The 15,976-nt window shown below is 71.8% G+C and carries 14 protein-coding genes; 7 read left to right on the top strand and 7 right to left on the bottom strand.

Features of this window, described 5'->3' with window-relative positions; genetic code table 11:
- Window positions 1–14: 14 nt before the first annotated feature.
- Together SLINC_RS35820 and SLINC_RS35825 are read right to left on the bottom strand one after the other, a co-directional pair.
- Window positions 15–635 carry a hypothetical protein gene (locus SLINC_RS35820; protein ID WP_067442311.1) on the bottom strand — a complete coding sequence of 207 codons (621 nt, stop codon included), beginning with the start codon at window positions 633–635 and terminating at the stop codon, window positions 15–17.
- 147 nt (window positions 636–782) lie between these two features.
- Entirely contained in the window at window positions 783–1,991 is a 1,209-nt protein-coding gene (locus tag SLINC_RS35825) for a pyridoxal phosphate-dependent aminotransferase (RefSeq protein ID WP_067442313.1), read from the bottom strand.
- An 86-nt stretch (window positions 1,992–2,077) separates the two neighbouring features.
- Between SLINC_RS35825 and SLINC_RS35830 the strand changes: the two genes are divergently transcribed.
- Window positions 2,078–2,704, top strand: a complete 627-nt coding sequence (locus SLINC_RS35830; RefSeq protein ID WP_067442316.1) for a winged helix-turn-helix transcriptional regulator — start codon at window positions 2,078–2,080, stop codon at window positions 2,702–2,704.
- An 82-nt stretch (window positions 2,705–2,786) separates the two neighbouring features.
- Here SLINC_RS35830 and SLINC_RS35835 read toward each other — a convergent pair whose 3' ends face one another.
- The 3 genes from SLINC_RS35835 to SLINC_RS35845 all read right to left on the bottom strand — a co-directional run bounded on the left by SLINC_RS35835 (window position 2,787) and on the right by SLINC_RS35845 (window position 6,438).
- Window positions 2,787–3,605 (bottom strand): hypothetical protein, encoded by an 819-nt coding sequence (locus SLINC_RS35835; RefSeq protein ID WP_067442318.1) that lies wholly within the window; start codon window positions 3,603–3,605, stop codon window positions 2,787–2,789.
- Window positions 3,605–4,873 (bottom strand): VWA domain-containing protein, encoded by a 1,269-nt coding sequence (locus SLINC_RS35840; RefSeq protein WP_067442319.1) that lies wholly within the window; start codon window positions 4,871–4,873, stop codon window positions 3,605–3,607. The genes SLINC_RS35835 and SLINC_RS35840 overlap by 1 nt, the downstream gene beginning before the upstream one ends.
- Before the next feature lie 65 nt (window positions 4,874–4,938).
- The gene (locus tag SLINC_RS35845) at window positions 4,939–6,438 is read right to left on the bottom strand and encodes an IucA/IucC family protein (protein WP_067442321.1); all 1,500 of its coding nucleotides are present in this window, start codon (window positions 6,436–6,438) and stop codon (window positions 4,939–4,941) included.
- Between the two features lie 116 nt (window positions 6,439–6,554).
- Here SLINC_RS35845 and SLINC_RS35850 point away from each other — a divergent pair, with 116 nt between their 5' ends.
- Window positions 6,555–8,081, top strand: a complete 1,527-nt coding sequence (locus tag SLINC_RS35850) for an IucA/IucC family protein (RefSeq protein WP_079164899.1) — start codon at window positions 6,555–6,557, stop codon at window positions 8,079–8,081.
- 15 nt (window positions 8,082–8,096) lie between these two features.
- On the opposite strand, the gene SLINC_RS35855 is transcribed toward SLINC_RS35850, so the two are convergent.
- Together SLINC_RS35855 and SLINC_RS35860 are read right to left on the bottom strand one after the other, a co-directional pair.
- The gene (locus tag SLINC_RS35855; protein WP_067442324.1) at window positions 8,097–9,839 is read right to left on the bottom strand and encodes a serine/threonine-protein kinase; all 1,743 of its coding nucleotides are present in this window, start codon (window positions 9,837–9,839) and stop codon (window positions 8,097–8,099) included.
- Window positions 9,840–9,971: 132 nt separating this feature from the next.
- On the bottom strand, window positions 9,972–10,895 hold the full coding sequence (locus SLINC_RS35860; RefSeq protein ID WP_067442326.1) for a glycoside hydrolase family 16 protein: 924 nt from the start codon (window positions 10,893–10,895) through the stop codon (window positions 9,972–9,974).
- 277 nt (window positions 10,896–11,172) lie between these two features.
- Between SLINC_RS35860 and SLINC_RS35865 the strand changes: the two genes are divergently transcribed.
- From SLINC_RS35865 to pabB, 5 genes are all read left to right on the top strand, one after another.
- Window positions 11,173–11,430, top strand: coding sequence for a hypothetical protein (locus SLINC_RS35865; protein WP_067442328.1), 258 nt, complete (start codon window positions 11,173–11,175; stop codon window positions 11,428–11,430).
- A 156-nt stretch (window positions 11,431–11,586) separates the two neighbouring features.
- Complete coding sequence (locus SLINC_RS35870) at window positions 11,587–11,868, top strand: acyl carrier protein (protein ID WP_067442330.1); 282 nt, start codon at window positions 11,587–11,589, stop codon at window positions 11,866–11,868.
- Window positions 11,858–12,802, top strand: a complete 945-nt coding sequence (locus tag SLINC_RS35875) for a hypothetical protein (RefSeq protein ID WP_067442332.1) — start codon at window positions 11,858–11,860, stop codon at window positions 12,800–12,802. Before SLINC_RS35870 ends, SLINC_RS35875 begins: the two co-directional genes overlap by 11 nt.
- The gene (locus SLINC_RS35880) at window positions 12,799–13,806 is read left to right on the top strand and encodes an LLM class flavin-dependent oxidoreductase (RefSeq protein ID WP_079164900.1); all 1,008 of its coding nucleotides are present in this window, start codon (window positions 12,799–12,801) and stop codon (window positions 13,804–13,806) included. Before SLINC_RS35875 ends, SLINC_RS35880 begins: the two co-directional genes overlap by 4 nt.
- Window positions 13,803–15,905 carry an aminodeoxychorismate synthase component I gene (gene pabB, locus SLINC_RS35885; RefSeq protein ID WP_067442334.1) on the top strand — a complete coding sequence of 701 codons (2,103 nt, stop codon included), beginning with the start codon at window positions 13,803–13,805 and terminating at the stop codon, window positions 15,903–15,905. The genes SLINC_RS35880 and pabB overlap by 4 nt, the downstream gene beginning before the upstream one ends.
- Window positions 15,906–15,976 lie beyond the last annotated feature (71 nt).

A 15,976-nucleotide genomic window follows, 5' to 3' on the forward strand; every position in this document is an offset into this window, starting at 1 on the left:
TCTTGGCATGCTCATCACGTCCGGCGCGGTGACGCCAGCAGATAGCGGACCCGCGTCCGCGGCTCGGTGTACTCGCCGGCCTGCCAGCCGCCCTTCTCCAGCGTGGCGGCGCAGGCAGACAGCTCTCCGGCACCCTGCGCGTACACGGCGACGGCTTCCGGCTGGGGAGTGGCGCGCACCCGGTAGCCGGGCGAGCCCCCCGTTTCCGGCGGGTGTCCGGCCGCCTCCAGGGCGAGGGCTGCGGCCTGCACCAGATGGGCGCGCTCCCAGCCGCACGGCCGGTCCGTCTCCCCGTTCGGATTGGTCATCCGGCGCAGTTCGAGCAGTCCCTGCCAGGCGCTGTGCACCTCACGGACCCGGGCGGGCCCGGCGTCCGGCGGCTCCGGCTCGCCCCCGACCCGGGCGGCGAACACCCCGCCGGCCGCCGCGGGAGCTTCGGGGGCCACCTCGACGGCCTCGCGTATCCGGTGCCCGGCCGGTGTCAGGAAGTGGTCGTGCGGCGGCCGGGAGTGCCGGAAGGCGAGCCCCCGCTTGACCAGCGCTTCGAGCTGGGCCCCGGTCCCCTTCAGGCGTCCGGTGACGGGATCGGCGGCGTCGATGACTCGCCGCTGGGCGGCGGTCGGCGGTCGGGTCACGAGGGGCACCTCCCTGATGAACAGCCTGGTCGAAGGGTGTCGCGGCAGCGCGATCGACCCGTTCGAAGACTACGACCCGGGACTGACATCCCACCCGACGATCAAGGACCACCGGCCCCGGCGCGTGGTCGACGGCCGGTCCCCGCGCTACTGCCGGTACCCGCTCAGGAACCGCCCGATCCGCCCGATCGCCGCCTCCAGGTCGTCCGCGTGGGGCAGGGTCAGGATGCGGAAGTGATCAGGGGTCGGCCAGTTGAAGCCCGTGCCCTGGACGACCTGGATCTTTTCGCGCAGGAGGAGGTCCAGGACGAACTTCTCGTCGTCGTGGATCTTGTGGACCTTGGGGTCGAGGCGGGGGAAGGCGTAGAGGGAGCCCTTCGGCTTCACGCAGGACACGCCGGGGATCTCGTTGAGCTTCTCCCAGGCCACGTCGCGCTGTTCGTGCAGGCGTCCGCCCGGCGCGGTGAGCTCGTGGATGGACTGGCGGCCGCCGAGCGCGGCCTGGATGGCGTACTGGGCGGGCGCGTTGGCGCACAGGCGCATGGAGGCCAGCATGGTCAGCCCCTCCAGGTAGTTCCTGGCGTGCTGCTTCGGGCCGGTGACGACCAGCCAGCCCGAGCGGAAGCCCGCCACCCGGTACGTCTTGGACAGCCCGCAGAAGGTCAGGACGACCAGGTCGGGGGCGAGCGCGGCGACCGAGTGGTGCACGGCGTCGTCGTAGAGGATCTGGTCGTAGATCTCGTCGGCGAAGACCATCAGGCCGTGCCGGCGGGCGAGATCGAGGATGCCCTCGATGATCTCCTTCGGATAGACCGCGCCGGTCGGGTTGTTGGGGTTGATGATGACCACGGCCTTGGTGCGGTCCGTGATCTTCGACGCCATGTCGTCCAGGTCCGGGTACCAGTCGGCCTGTTCGTCGCAGAGGTAGTGAACCGCCTTGCCCCCGGAGAGCGTTGTCACCGCCGTCCACAGCGGGAAGTCCGGAGCCGGGATGAGGATCTCGTCGCCGTCCTCGACCAGCGCCTGTACGGCCATCGAGATCAGCTCGGAGATGCCGTTGCCGAGGAACACGTCGTCGACGCCGACGTCCAGGCCGAGCGTCTGGTAGCGCCCCGCCACGGCCCGCCGGGCGGAGAGGACACCGCGCGAGTCGGTGTAGCCGTGCGCCTGCGGGAGCATCCGGATCATGTCCTGGAGGATCTCCTCCGGCGCCTCGAAGCCGAACAGCGCGGGGTTGCCGGTGTTGAGTCGGAGCACGCTGTGCCCCGCCTTCTCCAGTGCGTCGGCGTGCTCGATCACCGGGCCGCGGATCTCGTAGCAGACCTCGCTGAGCTTGTTCGACTGCCGGAACTCCATGCGCTGACGCCCCTCCGGTTGTGGTGTTGCTTGGTTTTACCAAGTTCGAGCTTGGAAAGTCCAACGACATGTCTAGACTGCGTCGCATGTCACCTCGCCGAAGCTACGACCAGTACTGTTCCGCCGCCCGGGCGCTCGACGTCGTCGGCGACCGCTGGACTCTTCTGATCGTCCGGGAGCTGCTGGCCGGCCCGCGCCGCTACACCGACCTGCACGCCGACCTCCCCGGCGTCAGCACGGACGTACTCGCCTCCCGGCTGAAGGACATGGAACGCGACGGACTGACGACCCGCCGCCGGCTGCCGCCTCCCGGAGCGGCCTACGTCTACGAACTCACCGGCCGGGGGCGGGAGTTGCAGCCTGTGCTCCAGGCCCTGGGGGCTTGGGGGCAGCCCGAGCTGGGTGAGCGCCGGCCCACCGACGCCGTACGCGCCCACTGGTTCGCCCTGCCCCTGCTGCGGGCGCTGGAGGGTACGGGCCTGGTGGAAGTCCGGCTGGAGGAGGGGGACTTCCACCTGTACGTCGGCGCCACGGACGGCCCGGCCTACGGCGAGGGACCCGCGCCCGAGGACCCCGACGCGCGGCTGGTGATGGACAACGGCATCTGTACGGCCATCAGCCGCGGGGACGTGAGCCTGGCGGACGCGGTGCGGGCCGGCCGGGTCGAGGTGACCGGCGACGGGACGCTCGCCAAAGCGCTGCGCGAGGCGTGAACGGCCCGCCCATGAAGAAGGCCCGCCGGAGCGGGCCTTCTCGGTGAGCGTCTGGGCACTCCTGCGCACTCTTGACGGAGTGTCAGGCTCCTGGCGGCACCCGCGAAGGCCGCCCCGACCCCCGCGTCAGCGCGTATCCGCCGATCCCCGCGAGCGCGGCCAGCACACCGCCGAGCGCGGTCCACACCCACCGGTCGGACCACCAGCCCGACGACCAGCCGTCCTCGGGCTCGATGGCCGACAGGACGGCGGACCCGGAATCCGACTCCGACTCCGAACCGCCGCCCTGCGCCCGGGACGTCACCGCGATCCCCGGCACCAGCGGCTCGGTCAGTGACCCGTCCACGGCGGCCGAGCCGCCGATGTCCTTGGAGTCGGCCCGTACCTCGGCCCCGACCGGCAGGCCCAGGTCGGCCGTGGCCAGGTCGGTGACCGTCAGCCGGACGTAGTACGTCCCCGGCAGCGGGTCGTTCGCCCACGGCTCCGACCAGGCGCGGACCGTGCGCAGCACGCAGGTCAGCTCCACGGAGGCCGCGTCCGCCGCCGCGGTGCGCGTCTGCGCGCCGTACTGGCAGGCCTGGCGGCGCCGCAGACCGTCGTACACGTCGACCTGCCAGGTCTCGGCGGCATGCGTCTCGGGCAGCTTCACCGTCGCCTTCACGGTGGGGCGCTGGCCGGCGTCCGCCGGGAACGACCAGTACAGGTAGTCGCCCGCCGAGCCGTCCGCCGTGGCCGTCTGTCCCTGCTCGATCTCGGTCGCCGTACGGAAGGAGGTGCCGGCCCGGGTGGGCGCGTCACCGTCCGGCGAGGCCGAGGGGGACGGTGAGGAGTCGGCCGCCGCCGGGGCGGCGGCGAGGCCCAGCATCAGCGCCGCGGCGCTCAACACGCGTGTGATCCGCATCAGTTGGTCCTCCAGACCGCGAGCCGCCAGCGCGACAGCCAGCCCCACAGCAGACCGGCGAGGAAGCCGGTCAGGACGAGCGCGCCGAGTAGCCACCAGCCGCGTCCGAGGCCGAAGGAGGCCACGTCGCCCGCCTGTGACGGCCCGTCCACCACGTCGACGGTCAGCTCCAGCGGCAGACCGGGCGTGGTCTTCACCCCGGCGGCCGCCGAGAAGGCGTGGGTGAGCTGGAGGCACACGGACTCCGCCGGCGCCTCGTCGTCGGAGTCGCTCTCCGCCTTCGGGTAGCGCAGGCCCGTGGAGATCACATCCGTACGGCCGTCGCCCGCCGCCTCGCCGCGCACGATCTCCCGGCCGTGCACGGTGACCGCCCTGAGCAGCACCCCGTAACCCGGGTTCACCGCCCGGTCGGCCGCCACGCTCACCGAGGCCCGCAGCTCCTGGCCGGGCCCGACGTCCACCCGGTACCAGCGCTGCTGCCCGAACTCCTCGCGGTCGGTGTACAGGCCGGACTTCAGTGTCGGCGCCTGCGCGCAGGTCGTCGCGCCCTCGGTCGCCACCGGCGTCACCACCGGGTCGGCCGCGCGGTCCACCAACTGGTTGACCTTGTCGGTGAGTTCGTCGGTGTGCTCGACCGACGTGTAGGTACCGCCGGTCGCCTCCGCGATGCAGCTGAGCTGCTGCCGCATCTTGGTGTTGGGGACCAGGCCGAGGGTGTCGATGGTCAGTCCGATGCCCTTGGCGGCGATCTCGCGGGCCACCTCGCACGGGTCGAGCGGCGCGCAGGTGTCCTCGCCGTCGCTGATCAGCACGATCCGCTTGGAACTCGCGCCGTCGGTGAAGTCGCCGGCGGCCGCGAGCAGCGCCGGGCCGATCGGGGTCCAGCCGGTGGGGGAGAGGGTCGCCACCGCCGTCTTGGCCTCGGTGCGGTCCAGCGTGCTGACCGGGTACAGCTGCGCGGTGTCCTTGCACCCCGTCTTCTGGTTGTCCCCCGGGTAGTTGGCGCCCAGGGTCCGGATGCCGAGCCGGACCTCCTGCGGGGTCGCGTCCAGCACCTCGTTGAAGGCCTGCTTCGCCGCCGCCATCCGGGTGCCGCCGTCGATGTCCCGCTCCCGCATCGAGCCGCTCACGTCGAGGACCAGGTCGACCTGAGGGGTGGCCTCACCGCTGGGTTCACCGGCGTGGGCCGCGGCCGGGAGGGCGAGCCCGGCCGTCAGGGCGGCGACCAGGGCGCACACGCCCGCCGCCAGCCGTTTACTTGTGATCATCGGCGGATCTTATTGATCAGTGGTGCCCCGCTCCAAAACGGCCGCTCAGGCACGCCGCCGGACCGTCACCGCAGTGGATTGGGCAGCCCGGTCCACTGGTCCCCGGGCGTCCCCGGCGACAACCGCATCAACGTCAACGCCTTCGCCGGCAGCGGCTGTTCGAGCAGCGCCGCGAGATCGGGCGTGCGCGGCAGATCCCGTACGGCCGTCCCCAGCGCCTCCCGCAGCACCGCCTGCGAACCCGCCGTACCGGCGAGCGCTCCGGCCACCAGGGACCCGAACAGCTTGCGCCGCAGGGTCGTCACGTCGTCGGTGACGATCCGTCCGGTGAGTGCGGGCGCCGGGATGCCGTGCCGGGCCAGCCGGGCCGGGCTCACCCGGATGTCGGCCAGGTCGCGGTAGACCAGGCGCAGCGGGGCGCCCGACGCGGACAGCACGACGAGGAGGTTCTGGCCGTGCGCCTCCAGGGCCACCCCCAGGTCCAGCAGCCGCAGACCGGCCGTCAGGGCGAGCCGTGCGAAATCGGCGAGCCAGCCGGGGGAGCCGGGGAGGTCGGTGGTGGGGAGGGCGGCCACCGGCACGACCCGCTCCCCGCGCTCCGCCACCGCGTACATCTGCGGCGACTCGCGCAGCACGGCCGCCAGATCGGGGGAGTCGGCCGTGATCGCGCCCTCGGTGCGGGTGAAGTGCAGCAGGCCGTCCAGGCGGGCCGCGAGCGTCTCCGCGAACGCCGAGAGAGTCGCCGACAGGGAGATCGAGTAGACGGAGATGTCCCGCACCGAGGACGTCAGACGGGCGCTCAGCGCGGTCTTGACGTGCGGTCCGTCGGGCAGGGCGAGGGTCCGCAGCGACATCAGCGGATGCGCCGCGACCCCGCGCTCGCAGGACCGCTTGAGCACATGCTCCTCCTGCCACGGGTGCACCGGCACCAACATCCGCTCCCCGTCCCGCAGTTCGGACGGCCACACGCCCGTCACCAGACACTCGCCCGCCGGCACCGGCAGCAGTCCCAGCCGCACCAGCGGCCCGTGCTCGGGCCCGTAGGCGAGCTGCTCGGCCACCGAGAAACCGGGCCGGGAACGGCAGTTGGGATGGTATGGATGCCCGTCGACCACCCGCTGCTCCCACTCCCAGTCCGTCACCGGCCACGCCGCCGCGAGGGGCTCCTGCCCGGCCCGGGACAGCGCCAACGAGGCGACACTGTGGTCCAGTTCGGTGGCGAAGGCCGTACCGTGCGCTACGGCCAGATCGGTCATCAGCCGCGCCGGATCGTCGTACGTCACCTCGTCCAGGCGTACGGCGGTGACGTACGCGGCCGTGGCGTACGGGTCCGGAGCCGGGCCGTGCAGACGGCGGCCGTCCCCCAGACGCAGGGTGAGTCCCTCCGGGCCGGGATCCCGGCCGGCGACCCAGGGCAGCGGTTCGTGACTCAGCGCACGCCAGAGACGGGTCAGCACGGCCGCGCGGGCGCCGGGCAGCCCGGCCGAGTACCGGGGCACGAGACCGGGGCGTACGACGGCCAGCTCGGCGGCGACCTCGGCCTCGGCGGTGGGGGGACGGTGCACGGTCGGGCTCCTCGGGTACGAAGGCGATGACACGACAGGTGGCCAGGGGGCGTCACGACAGGCGGTGACGACCTCCATACTGATCGTCTCCGCCCGAACGGACCGCCAGAGAACGAGTGGAACGCGTGGATCCCTTCCCCCCGCCCGGCCCCGCCGACGCCGCCCCGAGCGACGACGTCGCGGCCCGCGCCGACGCCTACGCGGCGGCGCCCCTCCTGAACTGCCTGCTGCGGGAGGTCGCCGAACCCCTCCCGCACACCGGCGAACCCGGCGGCCCGCGCGTCCACCGGCTGCCGGGAGGCAGACTGCTGCGGGTGCGCGGGGACCGCAGGCCCGGCCACCCCGAGGTGGCCGTCGCGGACGGCTGGCGGCCCGTGCGCCATCCCGAGCTCGTCAAGCTCGTCGCCGAGACCTTGGTCCGGCACACCGGGCTGTCCAACCCCGAACTGCCGGCCGAGATGACCGACAGCCGGGACGCGGTGGCCGCCCTGCTCACCGCGCGCGCCCGGGCCACGCCCCCCGAGGACCCCTACCTGCGCTCCGAGCAGTGCCTCGTCACCGGCCACCCCCACCACCCCGCCCCCAAGGCCCGCGGCGGCGGCCCCGTGGCCGGCTGGCTGCCCTACGCCCCCGAGGCCCACGCCCGCTTCCCGCTGACGCTGCTCGGGCTGCGCGAGGACGCGGTCGTCGAGGACGGCGACACCTCGGCCCTGGACGCGCTCGGCCAGGCCCCGCCCGGCTACCGGCTGCTGCCCGCCCACCCCTGGCAGCTCGACCTGGTCGACCTCGCGCCCGCCTTCGCCGACGGCCGCCTGATCCGGCTCGGCACGACCGGCTTCGACACCTGGCCCACGGCCGCGATCCGCACGATGTACGCCCCCGAGCCCGACCTGTTCCTGAAGTTCAGCCTCGACGTGCGCATCACCAACGACGTCCGCCGCCTGTGGCGCCACGACCTGCTCAAGCTGCGCCGCACCGACGCGGCCGCCACCAGGGCCCTCGCCGCGGGTCCGGGGGCCTGGCTGAGCGACCGCGGCTACCGCACCGCGGACTTCGCCTTCGAGGAACTCGCCGTCCTCGTCCGCGACGGACTGCGCGAGCACGTGGCGCCCGGCACGACCCCGCTGCTGGCCGCCGGGCTGGTGGAGGGCTTCGACGGCAGCCCCCTCGACAGCACGGAGGACCCGGCGGGCTGGTGGGAGGCCTACTTGGGCGCGGTGATCCCGCCCGCTCTCGCGGCCTTCGCCGACCACGGCGTCGTACTCGAAGCACACCTTCAGAACACGCTGGTCGCGGTGGACGCGGCCGGGACGCCCGTGCAGGCGCTGTTCCGGGACGCCGAGGGCGTGAAGCTGCTGCCCGAGGTGTCCCGGGCGGCCGGGTGGGAGCGGCTGGTGTACTGCCTGGTCGTGAACCATCTGCTGGAGGTCGCCGCCACCCTCGCCGAGCGGCACCCCGGCCTCGACCCCTGGCCTGCCGCCCGCCGTGAACTGTCCCGGCACGACCTGCCCGAGACCGCCGCCCTGCTCGCCTCACCGACCCTCCCCGGCAAGACCAACCTGCTGCTGCGCTGGACCGGCGCGGACGGGGCGGACGCGCGCTATCTGCCGTTGCCCAACCCCCTGGCCCTCAACGGGTCATAGCGTCGTCGGCGCGTGTCACTCGGCGCTGCGCAGCGCGCCCCACGTGTCACGGGCCACGACACCGTCCGCCGCCAGTCCGCGGTCGCTCTGGAACGCCCGCACCGCGGTCTCCGTGCCGCTCCCGAACTCGCCGTCGACGCCGCTGCTCCCGACGCCGTACCCGCGCTTGGTCAGCATGCACTGGACCTGCTGTACGCGTTTGCCGCTGTCGCCGAGGCGGGTGCGGCCGTTGCCCGAGTAGTGGGTGCAGTCGGAGAGCCAGGGAGCGGTGCCGGTGCCGGCGGAGGGGTCGGCGGCGGACGGCGTGGGGGTGGGGGAGGCGTCCGGAGTGGTCCCCGCGGTGGTGCCGTCGTCGAGTCCCTCGTCGCCTTCGCCTTCGTCGCCGGCGGAGCCCGAGGCCCCGGGCCGGGGGACGGTGGTCCCGGTCCTGTCCTCGACGTTCTCGTCCAAGGCGCCGTCGAGCTCCGGGCGGGACTGTCCGCCCGTGCCCGGAGACACCCCCGTGGCCGCGCCGGCACCGGGTGCGGTGTCGACGGTCCCGGTGACGCCTGTCTCCGGAGAGGCGGCGGCGGGGGGATCCTGACGGAGGAGCAGCAGGGCCACCACGGCCACGGCACAGACCGAGACACCCGCGACGGCGATCAGCAACGGCTTCCGCCGGGACCGGGCCGGAGCCGTCGCCGGGCCGGCCTTCGCGGGAGGTTCCGGGACGGGCGCGGCAGGAGGGGACACCCGCGCGGGCGAGGCGGACAGGGCGGAGAGAGCGGGCGGCAGGTCACCCGGGGACCGCAGACGGGCCATGTCCGCGACGGGCAGCCGGTGCAGTGCCTCGTACGCCTGCTGCCGGGCCAGCACCTTGCCGCCCAGCGGCTCGGGCCAGGTGGCCGGCACGGACCGCGCTCCGGCCGCGTCGACCAGTTCCCGCGGGGTGGGCCGCTGTTCGGGCTCCTTGGCCAGGCAGGCGGTCAGCAGCGCGCCGAGCTCCGCGTCCGCCGCCGAGACCTCACGGACCACCTCGGGATTCGGCTCCTCGAACGCCACCCGGTGCATCACGTCGACGCCGGTGCCGTCGCCGAACGGGGCACGCCCCGTCGCCGCGTAGACCAGTGTCCCGGCCAGCGAGAACACGTCCGACGCGGTGTCGGACCGGCCCTCCCGCAGGTGTTCGGGCGACATGTAGGCCGGAGTCCCCACCCGGTTGCCCGTACCGGTGATCGCACTCGCGTCCACGGCCTTCGAGATGCCGAAGTCGATCACATGGGCGCCCCGGACGGACAGCAGCACGTTGGACGGCTTCAGGTCCCGGTGCACGATCTCCTCGGCGCCGAGACTCACGAGCGCCTGCCCCAGCTCGGCCACCAGCCGCCAGACCGCGGCCGTCCCGAGGGTGCCGTCCTCCCGGACGGCTTCCGCCAGGTCGTAGCCGGGAAGGTACTCCGTGGCCATCCACAGCAGTTCGTCCTCGAAGCCCGTGCCGCACAACCGCGGTGTGTGCCGTGTGCGCAGCCGGGCGTGCACGGAGGCCTCCCGCTCGAACCGGCGCCGGAACCTGGGATCCTCCGCGTACTCCGGCCTGATCACCTTCACCGCGACCAGCCCGGGGCCGTCGTCCGCGGTGCGCGCCAGATAGACCCGCCCCATGCCGCCGCTGCCGAGCAGGGCCACCGGCGCATAGGGGCCGACCCGCCGCGGGTCGCCGAGCCGCAGGGGTGAGGCACCGGTCCGCCGCAGCGCGGCAGTAACATCGTCCGCCGGCATCGGCTGCTGTCCCGACAAGAAGTCCCTCGAAGTCACGTTCGGCGCACGCCAGTTCGCCACCCAAATGGAAGACGAGGCTAACCCAGCCCGTGCGCGACTTCAGGAATTCGGTCACTTTCGTCGCACGGGCGGTCACTTCCAGTCGTAGGCGTACGCCGCGACCCAGGTGATGTCGAGTTGCGCGCTGCTGCCCGGTGCCGCTCCGGGGCCCTGAAGAGCGCTCTCGTTCTGGAGCACCCAGGACAGCGGACGGTCCGGCACCGCGCGGGTGTCGTGTCCGATCTGCCGCCCGTCGACGAAGAAACGCACGTGTCCCGGCGTCCACTCCGTGGACACGGTGTGCCACTCGGTCCAGTCGTCGGCTCCCGGGAAGTACCCCTGCGCTCCGCCGCCGCAGGGATGGTGGAAGGCGGTCAGGGCGCCGGTCCACTCTCCCTCGGGGTGGTCCATCTCGCAGCCCCCGCCGTAGTGCAGCCAGGCGGACTTGTAGCCCGGGGCCGACTTCACCACCTTGATCCGCGCGCTGTACTTGCCGTACTTCATCTCCATCACCGCCCGCGGAACCACCGCCGCCGCGTGCACCGGGCCCCCGTCCTCGGGCCGCCACATGCGGATGGACATCCGTCCGTCGCCGTTCGCCGCCGGACCGACGCTCACGGTGTCCTCGGGGTGGTAGACACCCGTCACGTCCCGGTTCCGGCTGGTGGCGGTGTCGGGCCAACCGGTCGGATAGGCCCACCAGTTGTCGCGGTACGTGCCGGTCAGGCCCCCGCAGTGGGCGCCGGAGGTGTCGACGCGGTGGTCGCAGTCGCTGAACGCGCCGAGCGGCACCCGGTCACCGTTGAAGTCCTCCGCGAGCACCTGCCAGAAGGGCCCGCAGTCACCGCGGGGCAGGCCGGCGCCCACGGTGCGACAGGCGTCGGCGGAGGCGGAGGCCTGGCCGGGGGCCCCGTCGGCCCGGGGGAGTCCCAGCAGCACGGCCGCGCTCGCGACCGTCACCGACATCGCCAGGGCCCGCCTGCCGTGGCGACGGTTCCGTGCCGCGTGCGAACCCATCCCGAGGCCCCCTCGACATCAGCCGGAGAGTGCATCCTCGCGCGCCGGGCGCCGGGAAACCAGCTCCGGAACACCAACTCCCGCGATCGCCGGGACTAGTTCAACGTTTGACCATGCTCGTCCAATGGTTGGGCAATGCCCGGGGAGGGAGGCCGACTTGGCCGTACGGTGATCGTTAAGAAAGCCCCCTCCGGCCATCCGGTGGGGCACTTTTCCACGTTCCCGACGCATTCCCCCCGTAGCCACCTCGACGAAGGCGCAAGGACGTGAAGAAGCAGTGATAACGCGTGAAGAAATAACGGCGATCATCGCCGAATGCATGGCCCTTCAGATGGTCGACACTTCCGTCGAGTACGACACGCAGATAGCCATCGACTCCTTCAGCTTCGTCTGGCTCCAGCACGTGCTCGGCGAGCGTTTCGGTTATGACTTGCAGCCTCCTGACATCGATGTCATGCAGACGCTGAACTCGGCGCGATCCGTGCACCGGTACCTCGCCGACGTCAGCCCGGACCGCTTCGTCGCAGCGGACTGACGGCGGACCGAGGATTGCCGCCGCCCAGTCGTCACCGCAGACAACCGCCTTCCGTACTTCCAGGGGAGACCGACGTGCCGCACGGGAGAGCCGTCTCAGACGGCGCCAGCCATGACGGGGTCATGGCTGGCGATGGTGTGCTGAGGGAGGTCACCGGTGTCTGAGCAACCCACGGCCACCACACTTAACCCCGAGTTCGAGGCTGTGCTGCGAGAGTGCCTGGCCGGCTTGGTCGGTCCGGACGAGCCGCTCCAGGAGAGCACCGACCTGACGGCGTTCGGCATCGACTCGCTCACGGTCGTCCGGCTCCTGGTGGCCCTTGAGGAGACCTTCGGGGTGACGATCCCCGACGAGGTCATCACCTTCGAGATCTTCTCCTCGCCCGGCGTTCTCTGGAACGTCCTCTCCGGCCTCATGGAGGAACCGGATGAACGCTGAACCGCTCCGGGACATCGTGGAGAGGATACGGCGGGTTCCCGACCGGTACCGGGTCTTCGACCAGGACACCTCGACCGCCCTGAGGATCTTCAGGCTCGGCGACCCGGCCCTGTCCGATCTGCTCGATCTCGGGTTGCCCCACCGATCGTCGGGTGGCGAGCGGTACTTCGACGAGCTGGACCTGGCGAACGCCTCTCTCGCCCTGCGTCTGCCCTCGCCCCGCTACCTCGCCATGCGGCGGTGGCCCGAGATCTTCCGTTCGGTGGTGGACGACCGCCCGGTCCGCTACGAGGTCGCCGTCTCCGCGGCATGCGGTTCCGACGTGCCCGGCCATCAGTGCGACTTCCGCCTGCCCGAGGAAGTGCTCGCCCTCGGGGCGGATCCGGACCTCGCGGCCCGGCGGTTCACGCTGCACCGCGAGGTCGGCGCCTCCGGGCGCACCGGGGAGGTCCCCCAGGGGCTGCCGCAGCTCTTCGCCGAGGTGTCCCGGTTCCGGTTCCACATCCTGCCGGTGGCCCTCTACGGCGATCTGTCCTTCCTCGCGGCGACTTCGCTCGCCAACTGCGAACTGGCCAGCCGCTATCTGGTGCAGCGGGCGAACGAAGACGGATACGAGGCCCGACGCAGCTTCGGGCTGCTGCTGTCCAGTCCGTACTCACTGCATCACTTCTGGCCCGAGGTCCGACTCGACGGTGTCTGGACCGCCTTCGATCCGTACATGATCCTCAGTCTTGAGCGGTGGGAGGTGCTGAAGCCCTCCGAGGTCTCGGCCACCCAGGTCCTCAACTCGGCTGTCTTCCGCATCGCCGAGGACTGGATCGAACTCGTCGAGGACGCCGGGCGTCCCGCGCCGGTGTCCCTGCTCACCCGCCGCCGGCCGCTGGACGACGGTGCCGTGAGCGCTCCCGGCCCCGCCGACGGGACGGCCTCATGAAGGAGCCCGGGAGCGACATCACCGTCTTCGGGACCTGCCCGCCCTCCGTGCAGGAGCACGGCCCGGACTATCTGGAACGGGTACGGGACGTGGCGCGCTGGAGCGATCGCGCCGGTTACGAAGGGCTTCTGGTCTACACCGACAACCGGTCGGTGGACCCCTGGCTGGTGGCCCAGACCATCATCCAGGCGACCACGCACCTGGCTCCGCTGGTCGCCGTCCAGGCGGCGTACATGCATCCGTTCACCGCCGCGAAGCTGGTCGCCGGTCTGGCCCATCTGCACCGACGCCGGGTTCATCTGAACATCGTCGCCGGCGGGTTCACGGGAGATCTGGAGGCGATGGGCGAGGCCCTGCCCCACGACGCCCGCTACGACCGTGCCGTCGAGTACGCGTCGATCATGAAGCAACTGCTCGGCTCCCGGGAACCGGTGACCTTCGACGGCGCCTACTACTCCGTGGCCGGACTGCGCCTGCCGACCGTGCCCTCCCGGGAACTGGGCTCCCGGTTCCTGGTGTCCGGCTCCTCCCCGGCCGGGATGGCCGCCGCCCGGGCCCTCTCGGCGACCGCCATCGTCTACCCGGAGCAACCGGAGAAGCAGGCCCCCGCCGATCCCTCGATCGCCCAGGGCCTGCGCATCGGGGTGATCACCCGCCCGACGTCGGCCGAGGCGTGGGACGTGGCCCTCGCGCGCTTCCCGGAGAACCGGGCCGGACGGATCAACCATCGGCTCGCCATGGCGCACTCCGATTCCCAATGGCATCAGCAGCTCTCGCAGGCGACCGAGCAGCACGGCACGTACTGGATGCGGCCTTTCAAGAACTACAAGACTTTCTGCCCGTACTTCGTCGGTGACTACGCCACCGTCGGGCACGAGATCGGACGCTACGTCGAACTCGGCTACACGACCTTCATTCTGGACACTCCGGCGGAGGAGCGGGATCTGGAGCACACCGCCGTCGCCCTGGACATTGCGCGGAATCGTTTCAGGGAGCGCGTGTGAGAACTCTGCTCATCGACAATTACGACTCCTTCTCCTACAACCTCGCCCACTATCTCGGCGAGATCAACGGAACCGAGCCGACGGTCATCCGCAACGACGAGCCCGGGTGGCGTACGGAACACCTCGACGGGTTCGACAACGTTGTTGTCTCTCCCGGCCCGGGAACACCGCATGTTCCGGCCGACTTCGGTGTGTGTCGCGACGTCATCGCGACGGGCCGGATCCCGCTGCTCGGTGTCTGTCTCGGACACCAGGGCATCGCGACGCTCGGCGGCGGGTCGATAGCGCTCGCCCCGGAACCCCGGCACGGCCGCAAGTCCCCCGTTCTCCACGACGGCACGGGGTTGTTCGCCGGCATACCGTCGCCGCAGGAGGTCGTGCGCTACCACTCGTGGGCGGTCGACCACCTCTCGGACGAACTCGAGGCACTGGCCTGGACGCCCGACGGGATACTGATGGCGCTGCGGCATCGCGAGCGCCCCCAGTGGGGGGTGCAGTTCCATCCCGAGTCCATCGCGACGGAGCACGGGCACCGGCTGCTGGCCAACTTCGGGGAACTGAGCGGTGAATGGAATCTGCGGCACGGCAGGCGCGCCCGCTCGCGGCGCCCGCGGTCGGCCGTACCGGGCGGCTCGGACGTCAAGAGGCGAGTGAAGTACCGCCTGTTGGTCGAGGAGTTTCCCACGACGTGCGACGCGGAGCAGGTCTACGAGACCCTCTTCCTCGGCCACTCCTTCGCGTTCTGGCTGGACAGCAGCCGTCCCGATCCACGTCTGGGCCGCTTCTCGGTGATGGGAGCGGCCGAGGGCCCCCTCTCGGAGGTGGTCACGGCCGACGTCTTCGACGGCACGGTCACCGTCCGCTCGGGACAGCGCACCCACACGGAAGTCCGGCCGCTCCTGGACTGGTTGGACGATCGTCTGCGCACCGCCGAGGTCGTCGGTGGCGGCGAGCTGCCCTTCGACTTCCGCGGCGGCTGGGTCGGCTATCTGGGCTACGAACTCAAGGCCCAGTGCGGCGGCCGCCTGCGCCACCGCTCCGAGCACCCGGACGCGTCGTTGCTGTTCGCGGACCGGTGTGTGGTCTTCGACCACAGCACCGCCACGACCTACCTCCTTGCCCTGCACACCGGGGACGAGGCGCCGGCGCGGAGCTGGCTCGCGGCCACCCGCGCTCGTATCCGGGCCGCGGCCGGTGCTCCTCGCTCCTCGACGGCGGAACAGGAGCGGGTCGCGGCCCCCGTGGAGCTGCGCCACGACCGCGGCACCTACCTGGAGCTCATCGAGTCCTGCCAGCGCGCCATCGCCGCAGGCGAGAGCTACGAGATCTGTCTGACCAACATGCTCGACGCGGAGTGCACGCTGGACGTGTGGTCCGCCTACACCTCGCTGCGCCGGGACAATCCGGCTCCGTTCGCGGCACTGCTCCGCCTGGGCGACCTGTCCGTCCTGAGCACCTCCCCCGAGCGCTTCCTGCGTGTCGACGGCCGGCGGCGCGTGGAGGCCAGGCCGATCAAGGGCACGCGCCCCCGTGGCCGTTCGCCCGAGGAGGACCGGGAACTCCGGCAGGATCTGGCCCGCTGCGAGAAGGACCAGGCCGAGAACCTCATGATCGTCGACCTGCTGCGCAATGACCTCGCCCAGGTCGCGACGACCGGTTCGGTGGCCGTCCCGGAGCTGTTCGCCGTCGAGACCTATGCGACCGTCCACCAGTTGATCAGCACCGTGACGGCCCGGCTGCGCCCCGATCGCAGCGCGGTCGACTGCGTCCGTGCGGCCTTCCCCGGCGGCTCGATGACCGGAGCGCCGAAGCTGCGCACCATGGAGATCATCGACCAGTTGGAGAACGGGCCCCGCGGTATCTACTCCGGTGCGATCGGCTACTTCTCGCTGTCCGGAAGCGTCGACCTGAGCATCGCCATCCGCACGCTCGTGGCGCAGCCCGGTCGCGTCGGTTACGGGGTCGGTGGCGCGATCGTGGCCATGTCCGACCCGGTCGCGGAGTTCGAGGAGACGGCTGTCAAGGCCACTCCTCTGCTCTCCCTGCTCGGCGTGGGTTTCCCGGAACGCGACACGGCGAAGGCGACGAGCGATGGCTGAGCCCGCTCGTTCCGTCCGTCCCGCTCGTTCCGCTCGTGGCGACGGCAGGCTCCGTCTCGGCGCCGACAACC

This window comes from Streptomyces lincolnensis, assembly GCF_001685355.1.
GTDB classification, from domain to species: domain Bacteria; phylum Actinomycetota; class Actinomycetes; order Streptomycetales; family Streptomycetaceae; genus Streptomyces; species Streptomyces lincolnensis.